Source organism: Clostridia bacterium (assembly GCA_019683875.1).
Classification (GTDB): Bacteria; Bacillota; Sulfobacillia; order RBS10-35; family Bu92; genus Bu92.
In genome coordinates this window covers 1-25,685 of the sequence record JADGHN010000011.1, presented here as the reverse complement: position 1 = coordinate 25,685, position 25,685 = coordinate 1, and the positions used below count along the sequence as shown (strand labels likewise).

Sequence of the window (25,685 nt, the reverse complement as noted above, 5' to 3'; positions counted from 1 at the left end):
GGGGGGCGAAGGCCAATGGCCAAGCAGAAGTTTGAGCGCACAAAGCCGCACGTGAACATCGGGACGATCGGTCACGTGGACCACGGGAAGACGACGTTGACGGCGGCGATCACGCTGGTGCTGTCGAAGCAGGGGCACGCGGAGTTCCGTCCGTACGACCAGATCGACAACGCTCCGGAGGAGAAGGAGCGTGGGATCACGATCAACACGAGCCACGTGGAGTACGAGACGGAGAAGCGTCACTACGCGCACGTGGACTGCCCGGGGCACGCGGACTACATCAAGAACATGATCACGGGCGCGGCGCAGATGGACGGGGCGATTCTGGTGGTGTCGGCGGCGGACGGGCCGATGCCGCAGACGCGGGAGCACATTCTTTTGGCGCGACAGGTGGGCGTGCCGGCGATCGTGGTGTTTTTGAACAAGTGCGACATGGTGGACGACCCGGAGCTTTTGGAGCTTGTGGAGCTGGAAGTGCGTGAGCTTCTGTCGAGCTACGAGTTTCCGGGCGACGAGGTTCCGGTGATCCGGGGGTCGGCGCTGAAGGCGCTTGAGGGCGACGCGGAGTACGAGAAGAAGATTCTCGAGCTGATGGACGCGGTGGACAACTACATTCCGACGCCGGTGCGGGACGTGGATAAGCCGTTCCTGATGCCGGTGGAGGACGTGTTCACGATCACGGGGCGGGGCACGGTGACGACGGGCCGCGTGGAGCGCGGCAAGGTGAAGGTTGGGGACGAAGTCGAGATCGTGGGTTTGGCGGATAAGCCGCGGAAGACCGTGGTGACGGGCGTGGAGATGTTCCGCAAGCTGCTGGATGAGGCAGTGGCGGGGGACAACATCGGGACGCTTTTGCGCGGGATCGACAAGAACGACGTGGAACGGGGCCAGGTGCTGGCGAAGCCGGGGTCGATCAACCCGCACACGGTGTTCGACGCGGAAGTGTACGTGCTGACGAAGGAAGAGGGCGGGCGGCACACGCCGTTCTTCAACGGGTACCGGCCGCAGTTCTACTTTCGGACGACGGACGTGACGGGGACGATCCACCTGCCGGAGGGCGTGGAGATGGTGATGCCCGGGGATAACGTGAAGATGCGGGTGGAGCTGATCACGCCGATCGCGATCGAAGAGGGGCTGCGCTTCGCGATCCGCGAGGGCGGCCGCACGGTCGGCGCCGGCGTCGTCACCAAGATCGAGAAGTAACGCGCGAAGGGGGTATGCCGCGTTGGCTGGCCAGAAGATTCGCATCCGCTTGCGCGCGTTCGACCACGGCGTGCTGGACCAGTCCGCCACGAAGATCGTGGAGACGGCCCGTCGCACGGGCGCGACCGTCGCCGGGCCCGTGCCGCTTCCCACGGAGAAGAGCATCTTCACGGTGCTGACGGCGCCGAACGGCGAGAAGGACATTCGCGAGCAGTTCGAGATGCGCACGCACAAGCGGCTGATCGACATCCTCGACCCGACGCCCAAGACGGTCGACGCGCTCATGCGGCTCGACCTTCCGGCGGGCGTCGACATCGAGATCAAGCTGTAGGCGGGGGAGGACCATGGCAAAAGGCATTCTGGGCAAAAAGCTCGGCATGACGCAGATCTTCGACGACCAAGGCCGCGCTGTGCCCGTGACCGTGATCGAAGCCGGACCCTGCCCCGTGGTGCTGGTGCGCACGGTCGAGCGGGACGGTTATGAGGCGGTGCAGCTGGGCTTCGGCGAGATCAAGCCCTCGCGCTTGAACAAGCCGGAGCGCGGGCACTTGGCCAAACGGAACATCCCGCCCGTGCGCACGCTGAAGGAATTCCGCTGGTCGGGCGAGCTGCCCGCGGAGGGCGACGTCATCCGCGTCGACATCTTCCAGAGCGGCGACCGCGTCCACGTCACCGGCATCAGCCGGGGCAAGGGGTTTGCGGGCGTCGTCAAGCGCTGGCACTCCGGACGCGGTCCGATGAGCCACGGCTCGAAGTACCACCGCCGCGTGGGCTCCATGGGCGCTTCGTCCTTCCCGTCCCGCGTGTTCAAGGGCAAGCACATGCCGGGGCACATGGGCAACGAGCGCGTCACCGTGCGAAACCTGGAAGTCGTCCGCGCGGATCCGGAGCGGAACCTGCTCCTGGTCAAGGGTGCGGTGCCGGGCGCCAGGGGCTCGACGGTGATCATCCGCGCGGCTGCGGATCGATAGGGAGCGAGTTCGACATGCCAAAGGCAGCGTTGTACAACGTGAACGGCGAGGCGCTCGGCGAGATCGAGCTGCCCGAGTCGGTGTTCGGGCAGCCGGTCAACCGCGCGCTCATGAAGCAGGCCGTCGAAGTGTATGCGGCCAACCAGCGCCAGGGCACGCACGCGACGCGCACGCGCGGCATGGTCAGCGGCGGCGGCCGCAAGCCCTGGCGGCAGAAGCACACGGGCCGCGCGCGTCAGGGGAGCATCCGCGCGCCGCACTGGCGGCACGGCGGCGTCGTCTTCGGCCCGCACCCGCGCGACTATCGCCTGTCCATCCCCAAGAAGATGCGCCGGCGCGCGCTGGCGAGCGCGCTTTCCGCTCGCGCGAGCGACGGCGGGGTGGTCGTCGTCGAGGGGCTGGGCTTCGACAAGCCGCAGACGAAGCAGCTCGTGCGGCTGTTGGAGAAGCTGCCGCACGTCGGTCACCGCACGCTCGTTGTGACGGCGAGCCACGACCCGAACGTGTACCTGTCGGGGCGGAACGTGGAAGGCGTCACCGTCCGGGCGGCGGCCGACCTGAACACGTATGAGGTGCTGCAGCACAGCGACCTCGTCATCGCCAAGGACGCGCTGGCGCGGATGGAAGAGGTGCTGGCCCGATGAACAAGCACGACGTGATCATCCGCCCGATCATCACGGAACAGAGCATGGCGGGGTTGCAGGACCAGAAGTACACGTTCGAGGTGGCGCGCAACGCCACCAAGACGCAGATCAAGGACGCGATCCAGGAGATTTTCAAGGTCAAGGTGCTCAAGGTGAACACCCTGCGCACGCCGGGCAAGACGCGGCGCATGGGGAAGTACGTGGGGCGTACGCCGGAGACGAAGAAGGCGATCGTGACGCTCGCCCCCGGCAGCCGCATCGAATTTTTCGAGGGCTTGATCTAGTCCGGCCGAGGGAGGGAATGCCATGGCGATCAAAAAGTTCAAGCCGACTTCACCGGGACGCCGTCAGATGACGGTGTTGAAGACGCCTGGGCTGGCCCCGAACGAACCCGAGCGCCGGCTGGTCGAGCCGCTCAAGAAGCAGGCCGGCCGCAACAACCAGGGGCGCATCACGGTGCGTCACCGCGGCGGCGGCCACAAGCGGCTGTACCGCGTCATCGACTTCAAGCGCGACAAGGACGGGATCCCGGCGAAGGTCGCGTCCATCGAGTACGACCCGAACCGCTCCGCGAACATCGCGCTCCTGCACTACGCGGACGGCGAGAAGCGCTACATCCTCGCCCCTGTGGGGCTGAACGTGGGCGACATCGTCGAGTCCGGCGAGAACGCCGACATCCGCCCCGGGAACGCGCTGCCGCTGTCGCGGATCCCGCTGGGCACGACGATCCACAACGTGGAGCTGTACCCCGGCCGCGGCGGCCAGCTCGCGCGCGCGGCGGGCGCGGAGGCGCAGCTCGTGGCCAAGGAGGGCGACTACGCCCACGTGCGGCTTCCGTCAAGCGAGGTCCGCCTCATCCGGCTGGAGTGCCGCGCCACCATCGGCCAGGTCGGCAACCTTGACCATGAGAACGTGAAGATCGGCAAGGCGGGCCGCAGGCGCTGGCTGGGCATCCGCCCGACGGTGCGCGGCTCGGTGATGAACCCGGTCGACCACCCGCACGGCGGCGGCGAGGGCAAGGCGCCCATCGGGCGCCCGCACCCGGTCACGCCGTGGGGCAAGCCGGCGCTGGGCAAGCGCACGAGGAAGCGGAAGAATCCGACCGACAAGTACATCGTCCGTCCTCGCAAGAGGAGCTAAGGAGGGGGGCGTAGCGTGTCTCGAAGCCGGAAGAAGGGCCCGTACGTCGACCCGAACCTCATGCGGAAGATCGAGGCCCTCAACGCGAACAACGAAAAGCGCGTGATCCGTACGTGGGCCCGTGCCAGCACGATCGTCCCCGAAATGGTCGGGCACACGATCGCCGTCCATGACGGCCGCAAGCACGTGCCCGTGTACATCACGGAAGACATGGTCGGCCACAAGCTCGGGGAGTTCGCGCCGACGCGGACGTTCCGCGGCCACGGGGACCACACCGAGCGCTCGACCGCACTGAAGTGAAGGAGGCGATGGCAATGGCGAACACCGGACCGGCGCTCGAAGCCCGCGCAAGGGCCAGCCACGTGCACATCGCCCCGAACAAGGTGCGGATCGTGCTCGACCTGGTCCGCGGCAAGAGCGTCGAGGAAGCTCAGGCCATCCTGCGCTTCACCCCGAAGCGCGCCGCGCGGATCGTTTCAAAGCTGGTGAAGTCGGCCGCGGCGAACGCCGTCAACAACTACCACATGGACGAGGACCGGCTGTACATCGCGGAGGCGTTCGCGGACGGCGGTCCCGTGATGAAGCGGATCCAGCCGCACATGCGCGGACAGGCGTTCCCGATCCTGCGCCGGACATCGCACATCACCGTCGTCCTGCGCGAAAGGGAGGAGAGCTGAGATGGGCCAGAAGATCCATCCGAAGGGCCTGCGGCTCGGCATCATCCGCGACTGGGACGCGCGCTGGTACGCCGACAAGAACTACGCTGAGCTTCTCCACGAGGACCTTGAGATCCGGGACTACGTGAAGAAGCAGTTCAAGGACGCCGGCGTCTCCCGCGTGGAGATCGAGCGTGCGGCGAACCGCTTGAAGGTGACGATCCACACGGCGAAGCCGGGCATGGTCATCGGCCGCGGCGGCACGGAAGTGGAGAACCTCCGCCAGGAGCTGGAGCGTCGCACCGGCAAGCAGGTCAATGTGAACATCGTGGAGATCAAGAATCCGGAGCTGGACGCGCAGCTCGTGGCCGAGGGCGTCGCCCTGCAGCTTGAGCGGCGCGTCGCGTTCCGCCGCGCCATCAAGCAGGCGGCGCAGCGGGCCATGCGCAGCCGCGCGCTGGGCGTCAAGATCATGGTCTCGGGCCGTCTCGGCGGAGCGGAGATGAGCCGCACGGAGTGGACGGCCGAGGGCTCGGTGCCGCTCCACACGCTCCGCGCGGACATCGACTACGGTTTCGCGGAAGCGTTCACCACGTACGGCCAGATCGGCGTCAAGGTGTGGATCTACAAGGGCGAGGTCCTGCCGAAGGCTCGCAGGGCCGGCGCGGCGCCGGAGGGCGAGGCCGTCCACGCCGAAGAGGGGGTTTCCTGACATGCTGATGCCCAAGCGCGTCAAGTGGCGCCGTCAGCATCGCGGCCGCATGAAGGGCATGGCGACGCGCGGCACCGAGGTCATCTACGGCGAGTACGGGCTTGAGGCGCTCGAACCGGCGTGGATCACCGACCGCCAGATCGAGGCGGCGCGCGTGGCCCTCACGCGCCACATCCGCCGCGGCGGCAAGGTCTGGATCAAGATTTTCCCGGATAAGCCGGTCACGAAGAAGCCGGCCGAAACCCGCATGGGCAGCGGCAAGGGCGCGCCGGACCACTGGGTGGCCGTCGTGAAGCCGGGCCGGATCCTCTTCGAGTTGGCCGGGGTGCCGGAAGACGTGGCCCGGGAGGCCATGCGCCTTGCCGGCCACAAGTTGCCGATCAAGACGCGGTTCGTGAAGCGCGATTCGGGTGGTGAGGCTCGTGAAGGCTAGGGACATCGCGGAGTTGACCGATGAAGAGCTGGCCCGGAAGGTGCTCGATCTGAAGGCGGAGCTCTTCAACCTGCGGTTCCAGAAGGCCACGGGCCAGCTTGACAACCCGATGCGCCTGCGCGAGGTGCGCCGCGACATCGCGCGCGTGTTGACGATCCAGCGGCAGCGTGAGCTCCGCCGGCAGCAGGGGAGGGGGTAAAGGGACATGGCGAACGGAACGAGCGGCCGCGGCCACCGGAAGACTCGCGTCGGCACGGTGGTCAGCAACAAGATGGACAAAACCGTGGTCGTCGCCGTCGAGACGCTGGCCACCCACCCTCTCTACGGCAAGCGCGTGCGCCGCACCAAGAAGTTCAAGGCGCACGATGAAGCCAACGAGTGCCAGGTGGGCGATCGGGTGCGCATCGAGGAAACGCGTCCCCTTTCGCGCGAGAAGCGCTGGCGCGTGACCCAAATTCTGGAACGGGCCAAGTAAGGCACGGAGGGGGCTCAAGCCATGATTCAGGCGCAGACGCACCTGGCCGTGGCCGACAACACGGGCGCCAAGGAGCTCATGGTCATCAAGGTGCTCGGCGGCTCCAAGCGGCGGTACGCGAACATCGGCGACGTCGTGGTGTGCTCGGTGAAGTCGGCCCAGCCGGGCGGCATGGTGAAAAAGGGCGACGTGGTTCGGGCGGTCATCGTGCGCTCCGTGAAGGGCGTGCGCCGTCCGGACGGGTCGTACATCAAGTTCGACGAGAACGCCGGCGTGGTGCTTCGCGACGACAAGGAACCGCGCGGCACCCGCATCTTCGGTCCGGTTGCGCGCGAGTTGCGCGAAAAGGAATTCACGCGCATCATCTCGCTGGCGCCGGAAGTGCTCTAGGGGAGGAGTTGAGCCATGGCGTTGCGCAAGATCGGCGCGAACCGCGGCCGCCGGCCGGTCCCGAAGATGACGGTGTGCACGGGCGACACGGTCGTCGTCATCTCCGGCAAGGACCGCGGCAAGCGCGGCAAGGTGTTGCGCGTCCTGCCCCAGGAGCAGCGGGTCGTCGTCGAGGGTGTGAACATCGTCAAGAAGCACACCAAGCCGAACCCGCCGAAGGTGATGCAGGGCGGCATCATCGAACAGGAGGCGCCCATCCACCGTTCCAACGTGATGGTCGTCTGCCGCAGCTGCAACGAGCCGACGCGCGTGGGCAAGACCGTTTTGGAGGACGGCACGCGCGCCCGCAAGTGCCGGAAATGCGGCGAGATTCTCGATCGGTAGGCGCCGGATCCGCGGCCGCGAGGCCGAATACCGAGAGCGCGAAGGCGACAGGCACCGGCATCCGCCCCGCGTGAGCACGCCCCCGGCCTGGATGGCCGGGTGAAGCGAGCACTCACGGGGCGCAGCGAACCCGGTCCATCCAGGCCGGGGGCGTCCCGGGTGAAGCGAGCACTCACGGGGCGCAGCGAGCCCGGTCCATGCGGGCCGGGGGGGGGCGCCCCGGGCGAAGCGAGCACGGACGGGGCGCAGCGAGCCCGGTCCATGCGGGCCGGAGGCCGCCTTCGGAACGCTCGGCAGGAGGATGCGAGCATGGCAGAGCTGCAGGCGCGGTACCGCGACGTCGCGGTGCCGGAGTTGCGGAAAAAGTTTGGTTACCAGAACATCATGCAGGTTCCGCGCATCGTGAAGGTCACGATCAACATGGGCGTCGGCGACGCGATCCAGAACCCGAAGCTCCTGGATGCCGCCGTCAACGAGCTCATGGCGATCACCGGCCAGAAGCCGGTCGTCACGCGGGCGAAGAAGTCCATCGCGGCGTTCAAGCTGCGCGCAGGCATGCCGATCGGCGCGAAGGTGACCTTGCGCGGGGAACGCATGTGGGACTTTCTTGAGAAGCTCTTTTTCGTCGCGCTGCCGCGCGTGCGCGACTTCCACGGCATTTCGCCGGACAGTTTCGACGGCCGTGGCAACTACAGCCTCGGTCTCAAGGAGCAGTTGATCTTTCCGGAGATCGATTACGACCTCGTGGAGAAGATCCGCGGCATGGACGTCACCATCGTGACGACCGCGAAGACGGATGAAGAGGCCCGAGAGCTTCTGCGGCTCCTGGGCGCGCCGTTCGCCGCCTGACAACATCACGGCCTGCGGGATGGCAGGCTGGCGGGAGGGTTACCGTGGCGAGAAAAGCGTTGATCGAAAAGGCGAAGCGCCGCCCCAAGTTCCGGGTGCGGCAGCGCAACCGGTGCAAGCGCTGCGGCCGTCCGCGCGGGTACATCCGGCGGTTCGGCCTGTGCCGGCACTGCTTCCGGGAGCTGGCGCATCAGGGCGTCCTGCCCGGTGTCAAGAAGGCCAGCTGGTAGAAAGGAGGGGACGCCATGAGCATGACCGATCCGATCGCGGACATGTTGACGCGCATTCGCAACGCCAACACGGTGCGGCGCGCGTCCGTCGACATCCCGGGCTCCAAGGTGAAGCGCGCCATCGCGCAGATCCTCAAGGACGAGGGCTTCATCGAGGGGTACCAGTGGATCGACGACGGCAAGCAGGGCACGATTCGCATCTTTCTCAAGTACAACGACCGCGAGCGGGTGATCACCGGCCTGCGCCGCATCTCCAAGCCGGGCCTGCGCGTCTACGTCGGCCGCGACGAAATCCCGCGCGTGCTCGGCGGTCTCGGCATCGCCGTCCTCTCCACATCCAAGGGGATCATGACGGATAAGCAGGCGCGGCGCGAGGGCGTCGGCGGCGAGGTCCTCTGCTACATCTGGTGACGAGGAGGCACACGACATGTCGCGAGTTGGGAGACAGCCGATCCCCGTGCCCCCCGGCGTCACCGTGAAGCTGGAGGGCCGGCGGGTCACGGTGAAGGGGCCGCAGGGCGAACTTTCGCACGAGGTGCCGGAGCGCATCTCCGTCGTCCAGGAGGATGGCAAGCTCCTGGTGCGCCGCGAGGACGACGAGCGCACCACGCGCGCGCTCCACGGCCTGACGCGCTCGCTCCTGGCCAACATGGTCACCGGCGTGACGGCCGGCTTCAGCAAGACGCTCGAACTCGTCGGGACCGGGTACCGCGCCAGCAAGCAGGGCAACAAGCTCGTTCTGGCGGTCGGCTTCTCGCACCCGGTCGAGCTGGATCCGCCGGCCGGGATCACGATCGACGTGCCGGCGCCGAACACGATCGTCGTCAAGGGCGCCGACAAGCAGGCGGTGGGCCAGGTCGCGGCGCGCATCCGCGAGGTGCGCCCGCCGGAACCGTACCTGGGCAAGGGCATCCGCTACCAGGGCGAGCGCATCCGTCGCAAGGTCGGCAAGACCGGCAAATAATCGTTTCGGACGGTGAATGGCATGCAGAGTCGGGAAGAAGCGCGCCGCCGCCGTCACCGGCGGGTGCGCAAGCGGGTCTTCGGCACGGAAGAGCGGCCCCGGCTGAACGTCTTCCGTTCCGGGAAGCACATCTACGCGCAGGTGATCGACGACAACCGCGGCCACACGCTTGTCGCGGCCTCCTCGCTGGAGCCCGAGTTGCGCGGCCGCGTCAAGGGCTCGACCGTCGACGGCGCGCGCGCCGGCGGCCAGCTGGTGGCCCAGCGGGCGCTTGCGGCGGGGATCCGGAAGGTGGTCTTCGATCGCGGAGGCTATCTCTACCACGGGCGCGTGAAGGCTCTTGCGGACGCCGCCCGTGAGGCCGGCCTGGAGTTCTAGAAAGGGGGGTGACGATGGCGAAGCCGAGAATCGACGCGGACCAGCTCGGCGAACTGGAGGAGAAGGTCGTCTCGATCAACCGCGTGGCGAAGGTCTATTATGGCGGGCGCCGCTTCAGCTTCACCGCGCTCGTCGTGGTGGGCGATCGCAACGGTCACGTCGGCGCCGGCATCGGCAAGGCTCAGGAAATCCCGGATGCCATCCGCAAAGGCGTGGCGGCCGCCAAGAAGAACATGATCGAGGTCCCGATCGTCGGCACGACGATCCCGCATCAGGTGGAAGCCCAGGTGGGGGCCGGGCACGTGCTGTTGAAGCCTGCCTCGCCCGGTACCGGGATCATCGCCGGCGGCGCGGTGCGCGCCGTGCTGGAGCTTGCCGGCGTGCACGACATCTTGACGAAGTCGCTCGGTAGCTCGAACCCGTACAACGTCACGTGGGCCACCCTTGAGGGCCTGCGCCGGCTCAAGCGGGCCGAGGACGTGGCGCGCTTGCGCGGCAAGCCCGTGGAAGAACTGCTGGGCTAAAGGAGAGGAGTGGGCCACATGGCGACAGGTCTGCACAACTTGGGCGAGGGCCTGGGGCACAAGCGCCGCAAGCGCGTGGGCCGCGGCATCGGCTCGGGTCATGGCAAGACGTCCGGCCGCGGGCAGAAGGGCCAGCTGGCCCGGTCCGGGGGCGGCAAGGGACCCGGCTTCGAAGGCGGCCAGACGCCGCTCGTCGGCCGCGTTCCGATCCGCGGCTTCAACAACAAGCGCTTCGCGACGAAGTTCGCGTGCGTCAACGTGCGCGACCTGAACCGGTTCGAGGCGGGGAGCACGGTCACCCCCGAGGACCTGAAGAAGGCCGGGATTTTGAAGAAGCTCGAAGATGGGGTCAAGGTGCTCGGCGAGGGCGAGATCGATCGTCCCTTGACCGTGAGGGCCCATCGCTTTTCGAAGACGGCGCTGGAAAAGATTCAGGCGGCCGGCGGCAAGGCCGAGGTGATCTGACGTGGCCGTCGCGATGCTGGGCGCGGTGCGGCATGCCTTCAAGCTGGAGGACCTGCGCAGGCGGATTCTCTTCACGTTCGCCATGTTCCTGGTCTACCGGCTGGGCGTGCACATCCCCGTTCCGGGGTTGAACCCGCGGGTCATCGAGGATCTCATCAAGAGCGGCACCATCTTCGGGCTGCTCGACATCTTTTCGGGCGGGGCGCTGCGCTTCTTCAGCATCTTCGCCATGAGCATCACGCCCTACATCAACGCGTCGATCATCATGCAGCTCCTCACCATCGTGGTCCCGAAGATCGAACAGTGGGCCAAAGAAGGTGAGGAAGGCCGCAAGAAGATCACGCAGTGGACGCGCTACGGGACCGTGATCCTCGGCCTGATCCAGGCGATCGGCATGACGTTCTTCATCTCGCGCAACCGCCCGGATGCCATCCTGCATCCGGGGTTCTGGAGCGACGCCGTCATCGTCATTTCGCTGACGGCCGGCACGACGTTCCTCATGTGGATCGGCGAGCAGATGACGGAGCACGGCATCGGCAACGGCATCAGCCTTCTGATCTTCGCGGGCATCGTGTCGCGCCTGCCGGCCGGCTTCGGGACCATGCTGCAGTACCTGCAGGGCGGCGTGATCAACGTCGTCAACGTCGCGATTCTCGTCGTCATCGGGGTGCTCGTCATCGCCGGGGTCATCGTCGTGCAGCAGGGGCAGCGGCGGATCCCGGTGCAGTACGCGAAGCGCGTCGTCGGCCGCCGGATGTACGGCGGGCGCAGCACGCACATCCCGATCCGCGTGAACACGGCCGGCGTGATCCCGGTCATCTTCGCGGCGAGCCTCCTGGCGATGCCGCAGACGATCGGCCAGTTCCTGCCGTACCACTGGGTGCAGTCCGTCATGGCGTTCTTCCGCTTCGGCGGGTTCTGGTACGAGTTCGTGTACTTCTGGCTCATCGTCGCGTTCACGTTCTTCTATACGGCGATCGTGTTCAACCCGATGGACGTGAGCGACAACATCCGGAAGTACGGTGGGTTCATCCCGGGCATCCGGCCCGGCCGGCCCACGACCGAGTACCTGCAGAAGGTGCTGTTGCGCATCACCCTGCTGGGCGCGGTCTTCCTCGGCCTGGTGGCCGTCCTGCCGCCGATCGTGGGTTCCGCAACGGGGATCCCGAACATCTACTTCGGCGGCACGGCGCTGCTGATCGTCGTCGGCGTCGCGTTGGAGACCATGATGCAGATCGAATCGCAGCTCCTGATGCGGCAGTATCAGGGCTTCCTGAAGTAGGTGAGCCAGTGAGGATCGTGCTGTTGGGTCCGCCCGGGGCGGGGAAGGGCACGCAGGCCGTGCGGCTGGCCGAGAAGGCCGGCGTGCCGCACATCTCCACCGGCGACATGTTCCGCCAGGCGGTGCGCGAGGGCACGCCGCTGGGCCGCGAGGCCAAGGCCTACATGGACCGCGGGGCGCTGGTGCCGGACGAGGTCACCATCGGCATCGTGCGGGAGCGCCTCGCGAAGGACGACGCCGCGAAGGGCTTCGTCTGCGACGGCTTCCCGCGGACGACGGTCCAGGCCGAGGCGCTGGACCGCATCCTGGCCGAGCTCGAGCGGCCGCTGGAGGCCGTCGTCAACCTTGTCGTCCCGGACGAGGAGATCGTCCGGCGGCTCGCCGGGCGGCGCGTCTGCCCGCAGTGCGGCGCCACCTACCACGTGGCCTTCAACCCGCCGGCCGAGCCGGGTCGCTGCGACCGCTGCGGCGCGGAACTCGTGCAGCGTCACGACGACCGCGAGGAGACCGTCCGCGAGCGGCTGGGCGTGTACCACCGGCAGACGGCGCCGCTCGTCGACTACTACCGCGAGGCGGGGCTGCTCGTCCAGGTCGACGGCACCGGCGACGTGGACGCGGTGACGGCGTCCGTGCTGGAGGCGTTGCGGTGATCATTCTGAAGTCGAACCGGGAACTCGAGAAAATGCGGGCCGCCGGCCGGCTCGTGGCGCGCGCGCTGCAGGAGCTGCGGCGCCACATCCGGCCCGGCGTCACGACGGCCGAGCTCGACCGCATCGCCGAGGAGTTCATCGTGCGGCACGGCGGCCGGCCGACGTTCAAGGGCTACCGCGGGTTCCCGGCGGCCATCTGCGCGTCGCCGAACGACGTCGTCGTCCACGGCATCCCGGGCGACGTCGTCCTGAAGGAGGGCGACATCTTCAGCGTGGATGTCGGCGTCACGCTCGACGGCTTCATCGGCGACACCGCCTGGACGTTTCCGGTGGGCGAGGTCGACCCGGAGGCGGCGCGCCTGCTGGAGGTCACGGAGCGGAGCCTCGAGGCGGGCATCGCCGCGGCGCAGCCCGGCGGGTACGTGTCGGACATCGGCGCGGCGGTGCAGGCGGTCGTGGAAGCGGCCGGCTTCGCCGTGGTCCGGGAGTACACGGGGCACGGCGTCGGCCGCCAAATGCACGAGGATCCGCCGGTCCCGAACTACGGCCCGCCCGGTCGTGGGCCGCGGCTGAAGCCGGGCATGGTGCTGGCCATCGAGCCGATGGTCAACGTCGGCACGTGGAAGACGAGGATGGAGGCGGACGGCTGGACGGTGCGCACGGCGGACGGCTCGCTGTCGGCCCACTTCGAGCACACCGTCGCCGTCACGGAAAACGGGCCCGAGATCCTTACGGTGGTGGACTGACGTGGCGACGGACAGCAGGGCGGCAAGCGACGCGACACCGATCCGCGTGGGGCAGATCGTCCGGTCGAGGGCCGGCCGCGACGCCGGAAAGGCGTACGTCGTGATCGGCCTCGAGAACGAGAGGTTCGCGCTCGTCGCCGACGGCGCGACGCGGACGGTGCGGCGCCCCAAGCGGAAAAACGTTCGCCACCTCGAGGTCCTGCCGGCGGAGGACGCCCGTCTGGCCGCTTCGTTTGAGGAAGGTCGCGGTCCGACCGACGCCCAGATCCGCGCCGCGCTGGCGGAGTTGGTCGGGTCGCCCGACGCGGAAGGAGGTGCCGAAGCGCATGGCTCATAAGGACAAGGACACCATCGAGGTGCAGGGGACCGTCATCGAGCCGCTGCCGAACGGCATGTTCCGCGTGGAACTGGAGAACGGGCACCGGGTGCTGGCCCACGTGTCGGGAAAGATTCGCATGAATTTTATTCGCATTCTGGCGGGCGACCGCGTTACAGTAGAGCTATCGCCCTACGATCTGACGCGCGGCCGCATCACGTACCGGCACCGCAGCTGAATCGATGGGAGGCGCACCATGAAAGTCCGGCCTTCGGTCAAGAAGATCTGTGAGAAGTGCAAAGTGATCAAGCGTCACGGCAAGGTCATGGTCATCTGCGAGAACCCGAAGCACAAGCAGGTTCAGGGCTGACGAAGGAGGCGGGGTGAAGGCATGGCACGCATCGCTGGAGTCGACCTGCCGCGCGACAAGCGCATCGAGGCGGCGCTGCCGTACATCTACGGCATCGGCTGGTCCCGCTCGCGGGAGATCCTGCGCCGCACGGGCATCAATCCGGACACGCGCGTCCGCGACCTGACGGAGGAAGAGGTCGCGAAGCTGCGCGAGGTCATCGACCGCGACTACAAGGTGGAAGGCGACCTGCGCGCCGAGGTCCAGCGCAACATCAAGCGCCTCATCGACATCGGCTGCTATCGCGGCCTGCGCCACCGGCGGGGGCTGCCCGTCCGCGGCCAGCGCACCAAGACGAACGCCCGCACGCGGAAGGGCCCGCGGCGGACGGTGGGCGCGAAGCGCAAGAAGTAAGGGCACCGCCATTTTATGCTGGCAATTTCCGTGAGCCTCGCATAAAATATCTTTATGGCCGTCTTTGGCGGCCCCTTTGCTGCGCTTATGGACTCGTGGGGCGTCGCGTTTCTCCGCGGCTGCCGCGGCTCCCCACCGCCCGGGCGCGGCCGTTGGCATCACGGCATTCTGGAAGCGACTTGCAACGCGCCACGAATTCACGGTACGGCGAAGCCCGTGCCGATCCGGAGGGGTATCACGCGAATGGCAAAGCCGCGCGGAACACGGGCACGTAAGCGCGAGCGCCGCCACGTCGATCGCGGCATCGCGCACATCCGTTCCACGTTCAACAACACCATCGTGACGATCACCGATCCGGCGGGTAACACGATTTCCTGGGGCACCGCCGGGACGCAGGGTTTCAAAGGATCGAAGAAGGGGACGCCGTTCGCCGCGCAGCTGGCGGCCGAACGCGCCGCGCGCGCGGCGATGGACGCCGGCATGCGCGAAGTCGAGGTGTACGTGAAGGGGCCCGGCGCGGGGCGCGAGGCCGCCATCCGCGCGCTTCAGGCTGCGGGCCTGGAAGTCAGCGTCATCAAGGACGTCACGCCGATTCCACACAACGGTTGCCGCCCGCCCAAGCGGCGCCGCGTATAAGGGGGTGAACCCATGGCACGTTACACTGGGCCGGTCTGCCGCCTGTGCCGCCGCGAGGGCCAGAAGCTGTTCCTGAAGGGCCAGCGCTGCTACACGCCCAAGTGCCCGATCGAAAAGAAGGCCGTTCCGCCGGGGCAGCACGGCCTGACCCGCCGGAAGCTGTCGGACTACGGCCTGCACTTGCGCGAAAAGCAGAAGGCGCGCCGCTTCTACGGCGTCCTTGAGCGCCAGTTCCGCAACTACGTGGAGCGGGCGGAGCGCGCGAAGGGCGTCACGGGCGAACGCCTGTTGCAGATCCTGGAGTCGCGTCTCGACAACGTCGTGTACCGTCTGGGGTTCGCCCTTTCGCGCCGTCACGCGCGCCAGCTGGTGCTGCACGGCCACTTCAGCGTCAACGGCCGCAAGGTCAACGTCCCCTCCTACCTGGTGCGGCCGGGCGACGTCATCGAGGTGCGCGAGCGCAGCCGCGACCTGCCGTTCTTCAAGGACGTCATGCAGGGCGCGGTGGACGCCAGCGTGCCGGAGTGGCTGTCGTCCAACCGCGAGCAGCTCCGGGGCGAAGTGCTGCGCCTGCCGTTGCGCGAAGAGATCGACGCGCCGGTGCAGGAGAGCCTGATCGTCGAGCACTACTCGCGTTAAGCTGCGTCCTCCGCGAGGTTGCGAAAGAGTTGCGCCCAGGGGGGAATTCATGTGGCGACTGTCGAGATGGAACGCCCCAACATCGAGTGTGTGGAGAAATCCCCTGACGATCGTTACGGCCGGTTCGTGGTCGAACCGCTGGAGCGCGGCTACGGGACGACGCTGGGCAATTCGCTGCGTCGCATTCTCCTGTCCTCGCTGCCGGGCGCCGCGGTGACGTCCGTGAAGATCGACGGGGTTCTTCACGAATTCTCCAGCCTTCCGGGCGTGCTGGAGGACGTGACGGACATCATCCTCAACATCAAGGGTCTCGCGATCAAGATGCACGGCGACGGGCCGCAGGTCATGCGCATCGAGGCGGAGGGCGAGGGCGAGGTCACGGCTGCGGACATCCAGACGGGGCCGGACATCGAGATCGTCAACCCGGATCATCACATCGCCACGCTCGACAAGAACGGCCGCCTCGCCATGGAGATGACGGTCGAGCGTGGACGGGGCTACGTGCCGGCGGACCGCAACAAGCGGCCCGACCAGCCGATCGGCGTGATCCCGATCGACTCGATCTTCTCGCCCATTCGGCGCGTGAACTACCAGGTCACGGACACGCGCGTCGGCCAGGTCACCAACTACGACCGGCTCACGCTCGACATCTGGACCAACGGCACCATCGCGCCGGATGAGGCGGCCAGCTTCGCCGCGAAGATCCTGGCGGAGCACCTGAACCTCTTCATCGGCTTGACCGACAAGGTCGGCAACGTCGAGATCATGGTGGAGAAGGAAGGCGACGAGCGCGACCGCCTTCTCAGCCAGAGCATCGACGAGCTCGAACTCTCCGTGCGCTCGTACAACTGCCTGAAGCGGGCGGGCATCAACACCATCGGCGAGCTCGTCGCGAAGACGCCCGAGGACATGATGAAGGTCCGCAACCTCGGGAAGAAGTCGCTTGAGGAAGTGCAGGAGAAGCTCGCCGCGCTCGGCTTGAGCCTCCGGCAGAGCGAAGACTAGACCGCGCGTTCGACCCGCGCGACAGCGGAGGAGGGACACCCGATGCCATACGCCAAACTCGGCCGTCCGAAGGACGCGCGCCGCGCCTTGTTCCGCAGCCTCGTCACCTCCCTCCTGGACAAGGAAGCGATCATCACGACGGAGGCCAAGGCCAGCGAGGTCAACGCGATCGCCGAGAAGCTGATCACGAACGCGAAGCGCGGCGACCTGCACGCCCGTCGCCAGGCGGCCGCGTTCCTCCTGGACGAGGACGTGCTGAAAAAGCTCTTCGACAACATCGCGCCGCGGTACAAGGACCGGCCGGGCGGCTACACGCGGATCGTCAAGCTGGGGCCGCGCCGCGGCGACGCCGCGCCGATGGTCCGCCTTGAGCTCGTCTGAGCGCGTGGACGCCCCGCTCATCGAGGTCGTAGGCCTGCACTACCGCTACCCCGACCCGCACGGGAGCGGCGTGCAGGCCTTGTCGCATGTCGACCTGCGCGTGGCGCGCGGCGAGTGGTTGGCCGTTCTGGGGAGCAATGGCTCCGGCAAGTCCACGCTCGCGCGCTGCCTGAACGGGCTGCTCGTGCCGGAAGCCGGCACGGTGCGCGTCGCCGGCCTGCTGACCAGCGAGCCGCGCCACCTGCGGGAGATCCGGCGGCGCGTCGGCCTCGTCTTCCAGAACCCGGACAACCAGATCGTGGCGCCGGTCGTCGAGGACGACGTGGCCTTCGGGCCGGAGAACCTCGGCCTGCCGCCGGAAGAGATCCGGCGGCGGGTGCGCCGGGCGCTCGAAGCGACCGGCCTCGCGGAGCTGTCCGGCAGGGCGCCCTCGCAGCTCTCCGGCGGGCAGAAGCAGCGGCTCGCGATCGCCGGGGCCCTCGCGATGGAGCCGGAGGCGATCGTCTTCGACGAGGCGACATCCATGCTGGACCCGGTCGGGCGCGGCGACGTGATCCGCACGGTGTCGGAACTGCGGCGATCGACAGGGCTGTCCGTGGTGTGGATCACGCACGACATGGCCGAGGCGGCCCTGGCCGACCGCGTCGTCGTGCTGCACCAGGGCCGCGTGGTGGCGGACGGGCCCCCCGTGGACGTCCTGACGCGCGCGGAGGACTTGCGCCGGTGGGGCCTCGCCCCGCCGCACTCGGTGGTCCTCGCGGAGCGGCTGCGAGCCGACGGCGTTCCGCTCGGGGAGCCGGCCGCCGTCCCGGCGCACACCATCGAAGGGTTGGTGGAGGCCCTGTGCCGATTGTGGTCGAGCGCCTGACCTACCGGTACGACCCGGCCGACCGCGACTCGCCCCCGGCGCTGCGGGAGATCTCGCTCTCGATCGCCGACGGCGAGCGCGTCGGCCTGGCGGGCGCGACCGGCTCCGGCAAGACGACGCTCGCCCTTCACTTCAACGGCCTGCTCTCGCCGACGGAGGGCCGGGTCGTCGTCGACGGCATCGACCCGTGCGCGCCCGGCCTCTCGCGTGCGGCCCGCGCACGGGCGCGCCGCGAGCTGCGGCGCAAGGTGGGCATCGTCTTCCAGTACCCGGAGACGCAGCTGTTCGAGGAGACGGTCGCGGACGATATCGCGTACGGGCCCCGCAACCTGGGCCTTCCGGAGGACGAGGTGCAGGCGCGCGTGAGACGGGCCATGCAGGACGTCGGCCTCGACCCGGCGCTGGCGCGCCGCTCGCCGTTCCAGCTCTCCGGCGGCCAGATGCGGCGGGTGGCGCTGGCCGGCGTGCTGGCGATCGATCCCGACATCCTCGTGCTGGACGAGCCCACGGCCGGTCTCGACCCGCAGGGGCGCGAGGCGCTGCTCGACTTCATCGGGCGCTGGCAGCGCGGCGGATCGCGGCCGCGCACCCTCGTGTACGTTTCGCACGCGATGGACGAGATGGCCACGCTCGTGGACCGCATGGTGGTGTTGCACCGCGGCGAAGTCGTGGCCGACGGTCCACCGCGCGAAGTGTTCGCGCGGGCCGACCTCCGCCAGTGGGGCCTCGAGCCCCCGCCGGCGACGGCGTTCCTGCGCGGGCTTGCGGCGTGCGGCTGGCCCGTGCGCGCGGACGCGCTGACGCTGGACGAGGCGCGGGCGCGCGTGGCCGCCGCGTGGCGTGCCCGTGACGGCGCGCGCCACGGCGCGGGCGGGGCGGCCGCCGGGCCGGATGGGCAACCCCGTGGCGGCCGGCGCCCGGCGCGACCGGGGGAGGCGCAGGCGTGAAGGCCGTCACGCTGGGCCAGTACGTGGCCGGGGACACGGCCCTGCACCGGCTGGACGCGCGCACGAAGCTCGTCGGGCTGGCGCTCCTGATCCTGGCGCTGTTTGTGACGTCGTCCGGAGCCGTCTACGGGGCGATCGCCGCGCTGCTGGCGGCGGCCACCGTGGCCGCGCGGGCGCGGCTGGACGCCCTGTGGCGCGGCCTGCGGCCGATTCTCGTGCTCGTGTTGATCACGTCGGCGATCAACGCGTTCTCCGTCCCCGGAGAGGCGCTGGCGCGCGTCGGACCTTTGGCGCTCACGCGTCCGGGGCTGGCGATCGCGGCCGCGCTGGGCGTTCGCCTCCTGCTGCTCGTGTGGGCGACGACGCTCCTCACCATGACGACCTCGCCGCTCCTGCTGACGGACGCGCTGGAGCGCCTTTTGACGCCGCTGAAGCGCGTCCGCTTCCCGGTGCACGAGCTGGCGCTCATGATGTCCATCGCGCTGCGCTTCATTCCGACGATCTTTGACGAAGCCGACCGCATCATGAAGGCGCAGGCGTCCCGCGGCGCGGACTTCGAGTCGGGCTCGCTCTGGCGGCGCGCCCAGGCCCTGGTGCCGGTGCTCGTGCCGCTCTTCGTCGCGGCGTTCCGGCGCGCGGAGGACCTGGCGCTCGCCATGGAAGCCCGCGCGTACGCGGGCGGCGAGGCGCGCACGCGTTACCGCGAGACGCGCATGGGGGCGCGCGACTGGCTCGCGCTGGCGGCGCTGGCGGCGCTCGCGGCGTGGGCGCTGGCGGCGCGAGGAGCGGGGCCGGCGTAAGGCGCCGCTGCGGCGCGGGACGCGACGGTGCGCGGGTCGGCCGCCCGCCCGTGCCGGCCCGCGGGCCATCGGGGGAGGTGCGAGGGCGTGGACGTCGCGACCGTGACGGATGGCGTGCTGCTGACGGTCGCGTTCGAGGGCACGCGGTACCAGGGGTTCCAGCTCCAGGGCAAGGGCGAGGACACGGTGCAGGCGCGCCTCGAAGCCGCCTGGGCGCGCGTCACGGGGACGCCCGCGCGCGCCATCCCCTCCGGCCGCACGGATGCCGGCGTGCACGCGGCGGCCATGCCCGTGCAGTTCCGGGTGCCGTGCCGCATTCCCCTCGAGCGATTGCCCCTGGCGCTCAACGCCCAGCTGCCGGACGACATCGTCGTGCGCGCGGCGCGGGCCGTGCCGCCGGGCTTCCACGCCCGCTTCGACGCGCGGGGCAAGACGTACGTGTACAACCTCTGGTGCGAGGCGACGGTGCCCCCGTTCTGGTCGCGCTACGCGTGGCTGCACGCGCGGCCGGTGGACGTCGACGCCATGGCCGAAGCCGCCCGCCTGCTCTCCGGCCGGCACGACTTCGCCGCCTTCGGCCGCGCGGGGCGGCCGGTGCGGGACACCGTGCGCACGGTCAAGCTGTCGCTGGCGCGCCGCGGCCCGCTGATCACGGTCTGGGCGGAGGGTGACGGCTTCCTGTACAAGATGGTGCGCGCGCTTGTGGGAACGCTGGTCGAGGTGGGACGCGGGGCCATGCGGCCGGACGCCGTGCGCGCGCTGATCGACGGCCCCGCGAGGCGGGCGGACGCGCCGGCCGCCGGCCCGACGGCGCCCGCGCGAGGCTTGTGCCTCGTCGAGGTGCGGTACGATTGGGGCGCCGTCACCGGGCACGATTTCATTGACATCCTGCCGTGCCCTTCTTTAGAATAGCTTTGTCTGTTTTGGCCCCGTTTCAGACACGGAGGTTTTTTGCCGATGAGCGTGAACTTCAACAAGACCTACCAGGCCAACGGCGAACAGGTTGAGCGCAAGTGGTACGTCATCGACGCCGACGGCCTGATCCTCGGTCGTCTGGCCAGCGAGGTCGCGCGGATTTTGCGCGGCAAGCACAAGCCCATCTACACGCCGAGCGTCGACACCGGCGACCACGTCATCGTCATCAACGCGAGCAAGGTGCGGTTGACGGGCAACAAGCTTCAAAAGAAGATGTACTACCGCCACTCGAACTGGCCGGAGGGCCTCAAGGCCATGAACTACGCCAAGTTCCTGGCCACGCGCCCGGAGCGGGTCATCGAGAAGGCGGTGCGCGGCATGCTGCCGCGGAACTCGCTCGGCCGGCAGATGTTCCGCAAGCTCAAGGTCTACGCCGGACCGCAGCACCCGCATGAGGCGCAGAAGCCGGTCAAGCTGGAGCTGCCGCAGGCTCGCGCCTGAGCGGGAACGGATCGCGAGCGCGAAAGCGTAAGGAGATGAAGGTGTGGCGAAGCTGAAGTCCCCGACGATGTTCTACTGGGGCACCGGTCGGCGCAAGGAGGCGGTCGCGCGCGTGCGGCTCCTGCCCGGCAAGGGCCGGGTGATCGTCAACGACCGGCCCATCGAGGAGTACTTCAAGGTTCCGACGCTCCAGGCGACCGCGTTGGAGCCCCTGCACGCCGTGGACGCGGCCGGCAAGTACGACGTGTTCGTCCGCGTGTGCGGCGGCGGCATCTCCGGCCAGGCGGGCGCCGTGCGGCACGGGATTGCCCGCGCCCTCGTGCGCGCCGACGCGGAACTGCGCCCGGTGCTCAAGAAGGCGGGCTACCTCACCCGCGACCCGCGGATGAAGGAACGCCGCAAGTACGGCTTGAAGAAGGCGCGCAAGGCGCCGCAGTTCTCGAAGCGCTGAGCGCCGATCGCGCCATGGCGTTTGGTTCGCGCCGGCCCGTTCACCCGGGCCGGCGCGTTTTGTTGCGCGCGATCCGGTGACGCCCCTGCGGATGAGGCGCCCGCGCGGGCCCGATCGCGTGGGGGCGCGGAGCGTGGCCGTGGCGGCGCACATGCACGGAAAGCGTCACGCCACATGAAAGCGCTGGACTCAGGACGTGAGAGGAGAACCCGCGCATGACCGGCGAGAAGGATGCTCTTCAGGAAACGCCGGACCTGCCCGGCGCGAGCGGGCTGGAGGGCCCGGCGCTGCGTTTGGAGCCGCTTGAGCCGCGCCATCGCGACGGGCTTCTGGAGGCTGCGGGCGGGGACGCCGGCATCTTCGAGTGGCTTTCGCTTGAGCTGACCTCGCCCGAGGCCGTCGACCAGTTCGTGGCCGAGGCCCTGGAGGCTCGAGCCCGCGGCGTGGCGCAGCCGTTCGCCGTCGTGCGGAAAGCGGACGGCAAGATCCTGGGCAGCACGCGGTACATGGACATCGACCGGCGGAACCGCACGCTGGAGATCGGCTGGACGTGGTACGCGCGCGAGGCGTGGGGCACGCGCGTCAACCCGGAGGCGAAGTACCTGCTGCTCGCGCACGCGTTCGAGGCGTGGGGCGCGAACCGCGTGACGCTGAAGACGGACGTCAAGAACCTGCGCTCGCAGGCCGCGATCCGCAAGCTCGGCGCGCAGTATGAGGGCACGCTGCGCAACCACCGTGTGCGACGCGACGGCACCCTGCGCGACACCGTGATCTTCTCGATCCTGCCCGAAGAGTGGCCGCGCGTGAAGGAGGGGCTCCTCCGCCGGCTCGGGTGGGGCGAGGACGGAACCGGGCCACGCCCGGAGGGCCCGCCCGCGTAACCCCCGCCCGACCGGCGCTGCGGCCTGCCCGCGCATCGCCTGGCATGGCGCCTGACGCACCCGCATACACCCAAACCGGACGGCGGCGGAGCGGGGATGACCCGCGCCGCGCGAGGGGAAAGGGGCGTCGCGGGTGAGGGCGGGGTGGCGGCGAGTCAGGCCGAGCGCGCGCGACCGGCTGGGCGCCTGGGCGGCTGCGGTGACGGGCCCGGCCACGCGCCCGGGCAAAGCTCCACGGCCGTGGCTGCAGGCGGTCGCCGTCTTCGGCGCGTGCCTCCTGCTCGCCACGGCCGTCCGCAGCGCGGCGTACGGAATGGAGCGCGCGGCCGAGGCGCGCGTCATCAAGGGCGTCGTCAGCAGCTTCGCCGGCAAGCGCGTGCTCGTCGACCCCGGCCACGGCGGCATCGACCCGGGCGCCCTGGGGCCGGGCGGCATCGAGGAGGACGAACTCACCCTTCAGATCTCGCTCAAGCTGGCGGAGATGCTGCGCGCCGCGGGCGCCACGGTGCTCCTGACGCGCGCCGACGGGAACGACCTCTCCGGCATGACAGCGCAACGCTACCGCGAGCGCAAGGTGAAGGACCTCTGGGCGCGGGTGGAAGTGATGAACCGCTTCCAGCCTGATCTCGTCGTCAGCATCCACTGCAACGCCTACCCGTCTCCCACGTGGCGCGGCGCGCAGGCCTTCTACGACGGCAAGTACCACGAGGAGAGCAAGCGGCTCGCCGTGGCGATCCAGGACGCCCTGCGCCGGCTCACGCCGACGAACCGCTGGGCCAACGGCAACATCAACCACCTGATCCTCAAGCAGGCGCCGGCCCCGGCGGTCACGGTCGAGGTCGGGTTCCTTTCGAATCCGGACGAGGCGCGGCTGCTGACCCAGCCCGAGTACCAGCAGCGCGTCGCGTTCGCCGTCTTCCTTGGCATGGCCCAGTACCTCATGGGCGCGGCTCCGCAGGGCACGACCGTCAACGATTGACGAATGCCGTCTCCTCAAGCCACCGCGTGCTGTAGCGGCCCTCGACGAAGTCGGGGTGGTCGAGCAGGCGGCGGAAGAGCGGGATCGTCGTCTTCACGCCCTCGATCTCGCACTCCTGGAAGGCGCGCCGCGCCCGCGCCAGCGCCTCCTCGCGGTCGGCTCCCCAGACAATCACCTTCGCGAGCAGAGAGTCGTAGAACGGCTGCACCACCGAGCCGGCCGTGACGCCTTCGTCGACGCGCACTCCAAGGCCGTGCGGCCAGCGGACGCGGGTGATCGTCCCCGGCGAAGGCAGGAAGTTGCGGTCGGGGTCCTCCGCGTTGACGCGGAACTCGATGGACCAGCCGCGCGGCTTCAGGTCCTCCTGCCGGAAGGGCAGCGCCTGCCCGGCGGCGACGCGGATCTGCTCCTTGACGATGTCGACGCCGAGCGTCATCTCCGTGACCGGGTGCTCCACCTGGATGCGCGTGTTCATTTCGATGAAGTAGAACTGATCGTCCTCGACGAGGAACTCGATGGTGCCGGCGCCGGTGTAGTTCACGGCCTCGGCGGCGCGGACGGCCGCCTCCGACATGCGCGCGCGCAACTCCGGCGTCAGGACGGGGCTCGGCGCCTCCTCGACAATCTTCTGGCGCCGCCGCTGGATGGAGGAGTCGCGCTCGTAGAGGCTCAGGGTGTGGCCGTGCCGGTCGGCGAGGATCTGGAACTCGATGTGGCGCGGGCTGGCGAGGTACTTCTCCACGTACACCTCGCCGCTGCCGAAGGAGGACTTGGCCTCGCGCTCCGCGCTCTCGACCGCGGCCTTCAGCTCGTTCGCGTCGTGGACCACGCGGATGCCGCGCCCGCCGCCCCCGGCCGCCGCCTTGACGAGCACGGGGAAGCCGATCTCCTGGGCCACGGCCAGCGCCTCCTCAAGGCCGCGCACCGTGCCCTCGCTGCCCGGGATGACGGGCACCCCGGAACGCTTCATGAGCTCTCTCGCGCGCGCCTTGTCGCCCATCTGCTCGATGGCCTCGGGGGAGGGGCCGATGAAGTCGATGCCCCAGGTGCGGCAGACGGCCGCGAAGTGGGCATTCTCTGCGAGGAACCCGTAGCCCGGGTGGATGGCTTCCACCTCGGCGCGGCTGGCGACGTCGATGATCGCGGCGATGTTCAGGTAGCTCTGGCTGGCCGGGGCCGGGCCGACCGGGTAGGCTTCGTCGGCGAACTGGACGTGGTAGGCGTCCTTGTCGGCTTCCGAGTAGATGGCCACGGTGCGGATGCCGAGCTCGCGGCAGGCGCGCAGCACGCGTACGGCGATCTCGCCGCGGTTGGCCACCAGGACTTTGCGGTACATGAGGTCCTCCTTCGTTGGTCTCGAACGAGCGTCTGTGACCCACTATTATAAATAGGTAATAGACGACGCGTTTCCATTTTACCCGCGGCCGCCGGCCGCGTCACGGGATGTGACCGCGATGCGCGTCCTCGCCCGCCACGCCGAGGCCCTGCAGGACGGGACGGCGCGCTGCCGCCTCTGCCCGAAGCGCTGCCTCGTCCGCCCGGGCGAGGCCGGGGATTGCCGCGTGCGCGTGAACGAGGGCGGGCGGCTGTGGGCGGCCGGCTATGGCCGCCTGGCGGCGGTGGCCGTCGAGCCGGTGGAAAAGAAGCCGTTCTTCCACTACCGGCCGGGCCGCCTGTGCCTCTCCGTGGGCACGTTCGGCTGCAACCTCCATTGCGACTACTGCCAGAACTGGACGATCTCCCAGACGGACGGCGTGGCATCCGGGACGGGGTCGCCCGCGCCGGATGTGCGGCCGGAGGACGTGCTGGAGCGCGCCCTCGCCGCGCGGGCCGCCGACCCCCGGGTGGATGCCGTCTGCTTCACCTTCACGGAGCCCGTCGTGTCCTTCGAGTTCGTGATCGATGTCGCTCGGGAAGCCCGGCGCCTCGGATTCGCCGTGCTGCTGAAGACGAACGGCTTCGCGGAACCGGAGCCGTGGACGGAGCTTCTCGACGTCGCGGACGCCGTCAACGTCGACCTCAAGGGCCTGGACGACGCGTACTACGGCCGCGCGCTCGGTGGCTGGAGCGGGCCCGTGCGGGCTTCCATCGAGGCGGCGTTCAGGGCCGGTGTGCACGTGGAGGTGACGACGCTCCTCGTCCCCGGCGAGTTCGACGACCCTGAGGAGGTGGAGGCCATCGCCGCGTGGCTGGCCGGGCTGAGCCGCGACATCCCCCTGCACCTGCCCCGCTTCTACCCTGACTTCCGTCGCGGCGGCGAGCCGATGCGGCGCGAGGCCCTCGCCGCCGCAAGAGAGGCGGCGCGGCGCCACCTGCGGTACGTCTACCTCACGGCCTCGTCCACCGCGGGCGACACGGACACGCGTTGCGACGCGTGCGGAGCGCGGCTGGTGCGGCGCCACGGCTTGGTCGTCGAGCGCGAGGCGCTCGTGGACGCGCCCACCGGCTTCCGCTGCGGCGCCTGCGGCGCCGCGCACGCCTTTCGCTGAACGGGGGAGGGGCCGGCC

General features: G+C 69.1%; 42 protein-coding genes. 41 read left to right on the top strand and 1 reads right to left on the bottom strand.

What is annotated here, in order from left to right; genetic code table 11:
* The first annotated feature begins 15 nt into the window (after positions 1 to 15).
* The 40 genes from tuf to IRZ18_01650 all read left to right on the top strand — a co-directional run bounded on the left by tuf (position 16) and on the right by IRZ18_01650 (position 23,178).
* On the top strand, positions 16 to 1,203 hold the full coding sequence (gene tuf, locus IRZ18_01845) for an elongation factor Tu (GenBank protein MBX5475852.1): 1,188 nt from the start codon (positions 16 to 18) through the stop codon (positions 1,201 to 1,203).
* A gap of 22 nt (positions 1,204 to 1,225) precedes the next feature.
* Positions 1,226 to 1,534 (top strand): 30S ribosomal protein S10, encoded by a 309-nt coding sequence (gene rpsJ, locus IRZ18_01840; protein MBX5475851.1) that lies wholly within the window; start codon positions 1,226 to 1,228, stop codon positions 1,532 to 1,534.
* 13 nt (positions 1,535 to 1,547) lie between these two features.
* On the top strand, positions 1,548 to 2,174 hold the full coding sequence (rplC, locus tag IRZ18_01835; GenBank protein MBX5475850.1) for a 50S ribosomal protein L3: 627 nt from the start codon (positions 1,548 to 1,550) through the stop codon (positions 2,172 to 2,174).
* 14 nt (positions 2,175 to 2,188) lie between these two features.
* Positions 2,189 to 2,818 carry a 50S ribosomal protein L4 gene (gene rplD, locus IRZ18_01830; protein MBX5475849.1) on the top strand — a complete coding sequence of 210 codons (630 nt, stop codon included), beginning with the start codon at positions 2,189 to 2,191 and terminating at the stop codon, positions 2,816 to 2,818.
* Positions 2,815 to 3,102 (top strand): 50S ribosomal protein L23, encoded by a 288-nt coding sequence (gene rplW, locus IRZ18_01825; protein ID MBX5475848.1) that lies wholly within the window; start codon positions 2,815 to 2,817, stop codon positions 3,100 to 3,102. The genes rplD and rplW overlap by 4 nt, the downstream gene beginning before the upstream one ends.
* Before the next feature lie 22 nt (positions 3,103 to 3,124).
* A complete protein-coding gene (rplB, locus tag IRZ18_01820; protein MBX5475847.1) occupies positions 3,125 to 3,958 on the top strand; it encodes a 50S ribosomal protein L2 in 834 nt (277 codons plus the stop codon).
* Between the two features lie 15 nt (positions 3,959 to 3,973).
* A complete protein-coding gene (gene rpsS / locus IRZ18_01815) occupies positions 3,974 to 4,258 on the top strand; it encodes a 30S ribosomal protein S19 (GenBank protein ID MBX5475846.1) in 285 nt (94 codons plus the stop codon).
* A 14-nt stretch (positions 4,259 to 4,272) separates the two neighbouring features.
* The gene (gene rplV, locus IRZ18_01810) at positions 4,273 to 4,635 is read left to right on the top strand and encodes a 50S ribosomal protein L22 (protein ID MBX5475845.1); all 363 of its coding nucleotides are present in this window, start codon (positions 4,273 to 4,275) and stop codon (positions 4,633 to 4,635) included.
* Position 4,636: 1 nt separating this feature from the next.
* Positions 4,637 to 5,326, top strand: a complete 690-nt coding sequence (rpsC, locus tag IRZ18_01805; GenBank protein MBX5475844.1) for a 30S ribosomal protein S3 — start codon at positions 4,637 to 4,639, stop codon at positions 5,324 to 5,326.
* 1 nt (position 5,327) lies between these two features.
* Positions 5,328 to 5,759 (top strand): 50S ribosomal protein L16, encoded by a 432-nt coding sequence (gene rplP, locus IRZ18_01800; protein MBX5475843.1) that lies wholly within the window; start codon positions 5,328 to 5,330, stop codon positions 5,757 to 5,759.
* Positions 5,749 to 5,958 carry a 50S ribosomal protein L29 gene (rpmC, locus tag IRZ18_01795; GenBank protein MBX5475842.1) on the top strand — a complete coding sequence of 70 codons (210 nt, stop codon included), beginning with the start codon at positions 5,749 to 5,751 and terminating at the stop codon, positions 5,956 to 5,958. Before rplP ends, rpmC begins: the two co-directional genes overlap by 11 nt.
* Positions 5,959 to 5,964: 6 nt before the next feature.
* On the top strand, positions 5,965 to 6,234 hold the full coding sequence (gene rpsQ / locus IRZ18_01790) for a 30S ribosomal protein S17 (protein MBX5475841.1): 270 nt from the start codon (positions 5,965 to 5,967) through the stop codon (positions 6,232 to 6,234).
* Between the two features lie 21 nt (positions 6,235 to 6,255).
* Positions 6,256 to 6,624 (top strand): 50S ribosomal protein L14, encoded by a 369-nt coding sequence (gene rplN / locus IRZ18_01785; protein ID MBX5475840.1) that lies wholly within the window; start codon positions 6,256 to 6,258, stop codon positions 6,622 to 6,624.
* Positions 6,625 to 6,690: 66 nt separating this feature from the next.
* Positions 6,691 to 7,008: a 50S ribosomal protein L24 gene (locus IRZ18_01780; protein MBX5475839.1), complete on the top strand. Its 318-nt coding sequence runs from the start codon at positions 6,691 to 6,693 to the stop codon at positions 7,006 to 7,008.
* 309 nt (positions 7,009 to 7,317) lie between these two features.
* Complete coding sequence (gene rplE / locus IRZ18_01775) at positions 7,318 to 7,857, top strand: 50S ribosomal protein L5 (protein ID MBX5475838.1); 540 nt, start codon at positions 7,318 to 7,320, stop codon at positions 7,855 to 7,857.
* A gap of 44 nt (positions 7,858 to 7,901) precedes the next feature.
* The gene (locus IRZ18_01770; protein ID MBX5475837.1) at positions 7,902 to 8,087 is read left to right on the top strand and encodes a type Z 30S ribosomal protein S14; all 186 of its coding nucleotides are present in this window, start codon (positions 7,902 to 7,904) and stop codon (positions 8,085 to 8,087) included.
* Positions 8,088 to 8,102: 15 nt separating this feature from the next.
* A complete protein-coding gene (gene rpsH / locus IRZ18_01765; GenBank protein MBX5475836.1) occupies positions 8,103 to 8,498 on the top strand; it encodes a 30S ribosomal protein S8 in 396 nt (131 codons plus the stop codon).
* A 16-nt stretch (positions 8,499 to 8,514) separates the two neighbouring features.
* A complete protein-coding gene (rplF, locus tag IRZ18_01760) occupies positions 8,515 to 9,051 on the top strand; it encodes a 50S ribosomal protein L6 (protein MBX5475835.1) in 537 nt (178 codons plus the stop codon).
* 21 nt (positions 9,052 to 9,072) lie between these two features.
* On the top strand, positions 9,073 to 9,429 hold the full coding sequence (locus tag IRZ18_01755; GenBank protein ID MBX5475834.1) for a 50S ribosomal protein L18: 357 nt from the start codon (positions 9,073 to 9,075) through the stop codon (positions 9,427 to 9,429).
* Between the two features lie 14 nt (positions 9,430 to 9,443).
* The gene (gene rpsE, locus IRZ18_01750) at positions 9,444 to 9,953 is read left to right on the top strand and encodes a 30S ribosomal protein S5 (GenBank protein ID MBX5475833.1); all 510 of its coding nucleotides are present in this window, start codon (positions 9,444 to 9,446) and stop codon (positions 9,951 to 9,953) included.
* A gap of 18 nt (positions 9,954 to 9,971) precedes the next feature.
* Positions 9,972 to 10,418, top strand: a complete 447-nt coding sequence (gene rplO, locus IRZ18_01745) for a 50S ribosomal protein L15 (GenBank protein ID MBX5475832.1) — start codon at positions 9,972 to 9,974, stop codon at positions 10,416 to 10,418.
* A 13-nt stretch (positions 10,419 to 10,431) separates the two neighbouring features.
* The gene (gene secY / locus IRZ18_01740; protein ID MBX5475831.1) at positions 10,432 to 11,700 is read left to right on the top strand and encodes a preprotein translocase subunit SecY; all 1,269 of its coding nucleotides are present in this window, start codon (positions 10,432 to 10,434) and stop codon (positions 11,698 to 11,700) included.
* Positions 11,701 to 11,708: 8 nt separating this feature from the next.
* Positions 11,709 to 12,350 carry an adenylate kinase gene (locus tag IRZ18_01735; GenBank protein MBX5475830.1) on the top strand — a complete coding sequence of 214 codons (642 nt, stop codon included), beginning with the start codon at positions 11,709 to 11,711 and terminating at the stop codon, positions 12,348 to 12,350.
* Positions 12,347 to 13,096 carry a type I methionyl aminopeptidase gene (map, locus tag IRZ18_01730; protein ID MBX5475829.1) on the top strand — a complete coding sequence of 250 codons (750 nt, stop codon included), beginning with the start codon at positions 12,347 to 12,349 and terminating at the stop codon, positions 13,094 to 13,096. The genes IRZ18_01735 and map overlap by 4 nt, the downstream gene beginning before the upstream one ends.
* Positions 13,097 to 13,136: 40 nt before the next feature.
* On the top strand, positions 13,137 to 13,433 hold the full coding sequence (locus IRZ18_01725; protein MBX5475828.1) for a KOW domain-containing RNA-binding protein: 297 nt from the start codon (positions 13,137 to 13,139) through the stop codon (positions 13,431 to 13,433).
* Entirely contained in the window at positions 13,423 to 13,650 is a 228-nt protein-coding gene (gene infA / locus IRZ18_01720) for a translation initiation factor IF-1 (protein ID MBX5475827.1), read from the top strand. Before IRZ18_01725 ends, infA begins: the two co-directional genes overlap by 11 nt.
* An 18-nt stretch (positions 13,651 to 13,668) precedes the next feature.
* A complete protein-coding gene (rpmJ, locus tag IRZ18_01715) occupies positions 13,669 to 13,782 on the top strand; it encodes a 50S ribosomal protein L36 (protein MBX5475826.1) in 114 nt (37 codons plus the stop codon).
* 21 nt (positions 13,783 to 13,803) lie between these two features.
* Positions 13,804 to 14,175: a 30S ribosomal protein S13 gene (rpsM, locus tag IRZ18_01710; GenBank protein ID MBX5475825.1), complete on the top strand. Its 372-nt coding sequence runs from the start codon at positions 13,804 to 13,806 to the stop codon at positions 14,173 to 14,175.
* Positions 14,176 to 14,418: 243 nt separating this feature from the next.
* Positions 14,419 to 14,811: a 30S ribosomal protein S11 gene (rpsK, locus tag IRZ18_01705; protein MBX5475824.1), complete on the top strand. Its 393-nt coding sequence runs from the start codon at positions 14,419 to 14,421 to the stop codon at positions 14,809 to 14,811.
* A gap of 12 nt (positions 14,812 to 14,823) precedes the next feature.
* Positions 14,824 to 15,450 (top strand): 30S ribosomal protein S4, encoded by a 627-nt coding sequence (rpsD, locus tag IRZ18_01700; GenBank protein MBX5475823.1) that lies wholly within the window; start codon positions 14,824 to 14,826, stop codon positions 15,448 to 15,450.
* A gap of 66 nt (positions 15,451 to 15,516) precedes the next feature.
* On the top strand, positions 15,517 to 16,455 hold the full coding sequence (locus tag IRZ18_01695) for a DNA-directed RNA polymerase subunit alpha (protein ID MBX5475822.1): 939 nt from the start codon (positions 15,517 to 15,519) through the stop codon (positions 16,453 to 16,455).
* 42 nt (positions 16,456 to 16,497) lie between these two features.
* Entirely contained in the window at positions 16,498 to 16,836 is a 339-nt protein-coding gene (rplQ, locus tag IRZ18_01690) for a 50S ribosomal protein L17 (protein MBX5475821.1), read from the top strand.
* Between the two features lie 4 nt (positions 16,837 to 16,840).
* Complete coding sequence (locus IRZ18_01685) at positions 16,841 to 17,704, top strand: energy-coupling factor transporter ATPase (protein MBX5475820.1); 864 nt, start codon at positions 16,841 to 16,843, stop codon at positions 17,702 to 17,704.
* Positions 17,680 to 18,651 carry an energy-coupling factor transporter ATPase gene (locus IRZ18_01680; protein ID MBX5475819.1) on the top strand — a complete coding sequence of 324 codons (972 nt, stop codon included), beginning with the start codon at positions 17,680 to 17,682 and terminating at the stop codon, positions 18,649 to 18,651. The genes IRZ18_01685 and IRZ18_01680 overlap by 25 nt, the downstream gene beginning before the upstream one ends.
* A complete protein-coding gene (locus tag IRZ18_01675; GenBank protein ID MBX5475818.1) occupies positions 18,648 to 19,451 on the top strand; it encodes an energy-coupling factor transporter transmembrane protein EcfT in 804 nt (267 codons plus the stop codon). The genes IRZ18_01680 and IRZ18_01675 overlap by 4 nt, the downstream gene beginning before the upstream one ends.
* Before the next feature lie 114 nt (positions 19,452 to 19,565).
* The gene (gene truA, locus IRZ18_01670; GenBank protein ID MBX5475817.1) at positions 19,566 to 20,363 is read left to right on the top strand and encodes a tRNA pseudouridine(38-40) synthase TruA; all 798 of its coding nucleotides are present in this window, start codon (positions 19,566 to 19,568) and stop codon (positions 20,361 to 20,363) included.
* A gap of 45 nt (positions 20,364 to 20,408) precedes the next feature.
* On the top strand, positions 20,409 to 20,867 hold the full coding sequence (gene rplM / locus IRZ18_01665; protein ID MBX5475816.1) for a 50S ribosomal protein L13: 459 nt from the start codon (positions 20,409 to 20,411) through the stop codon (positions 20,865 to 20,867).
* Between the two features lie 67 nt (positions 20,868 to 20,934).
* Entirely contained in the window at positions 20,935 to 21,318 is a 384-nt protein-coding gene (rpsI, locus tag IRZ18_01660; protein ID MBX5475815.1) for a 30S ribosomal protein S9, read from the top strand.
* 215 nt (positions 21,319 to 21,533) lie between these two features.
* Complete coding sequence (locus IRZ18_01655) at positions 21,534 to 22,199, top strand: GNAT family N-acetyltransferase (GenBank protein MBX5475814.1); 666 nt, start codon at positions 21,534 to 21,536, stop codon at positions 22,197 to 22,199.
* Between the two features lie 133 nt (positions 22,200 to 22,332).
* Positions 22,333 to 23,178 carry an N-acetylmuramoyl-L-alanine amidase gene (locus tag IRZ18_01650; protein ID MBX5475813.1) on the top strand — a complete coding sequence of 282 codons (846 nt, stop codon included), beginning with the start codon at positions 22,333 to 22,335 and terminating at the stop codon, positions 23,176 to 23,178.
* Here the strand turns inward: IRZ18_01650 and accC are convergent.
* On the bottom strand, positions 23,168 to 24,514 hold the full coding sequence (accC, locus tag IRZ18_01645; protein MBX5475812.1) for an acetyl-CoA carboxylase biotin carboxylase subunit: 1,347 nt from the start codon (positions 24,512 to 24,514) through the stop codon (positions 23,168 to 23,170). The two genes, IRZ18_01650 and accC, sit on opposite strands and share 11 nt — an antisense overlap.
* Before the next feature lie 118 nt (positions 24,515 to 24,632).
* Between accC and amrS the strand changes: the two genes are divergently transcribed.
* Positions 24,633 to 25,667, top strand: coding sequence for an AmmeMemoRadiSam system radical SAM enzyme (gene amrS, locus IRZ18_01640; protein ID MBX5475811.1), 1,035 nt, complete (start codon positions 24,633 to 24,635; stop codon positions 25,665 to 25,667).
* Positions 25,668 to 25,685: the final 18 nt, after the last annotated feature.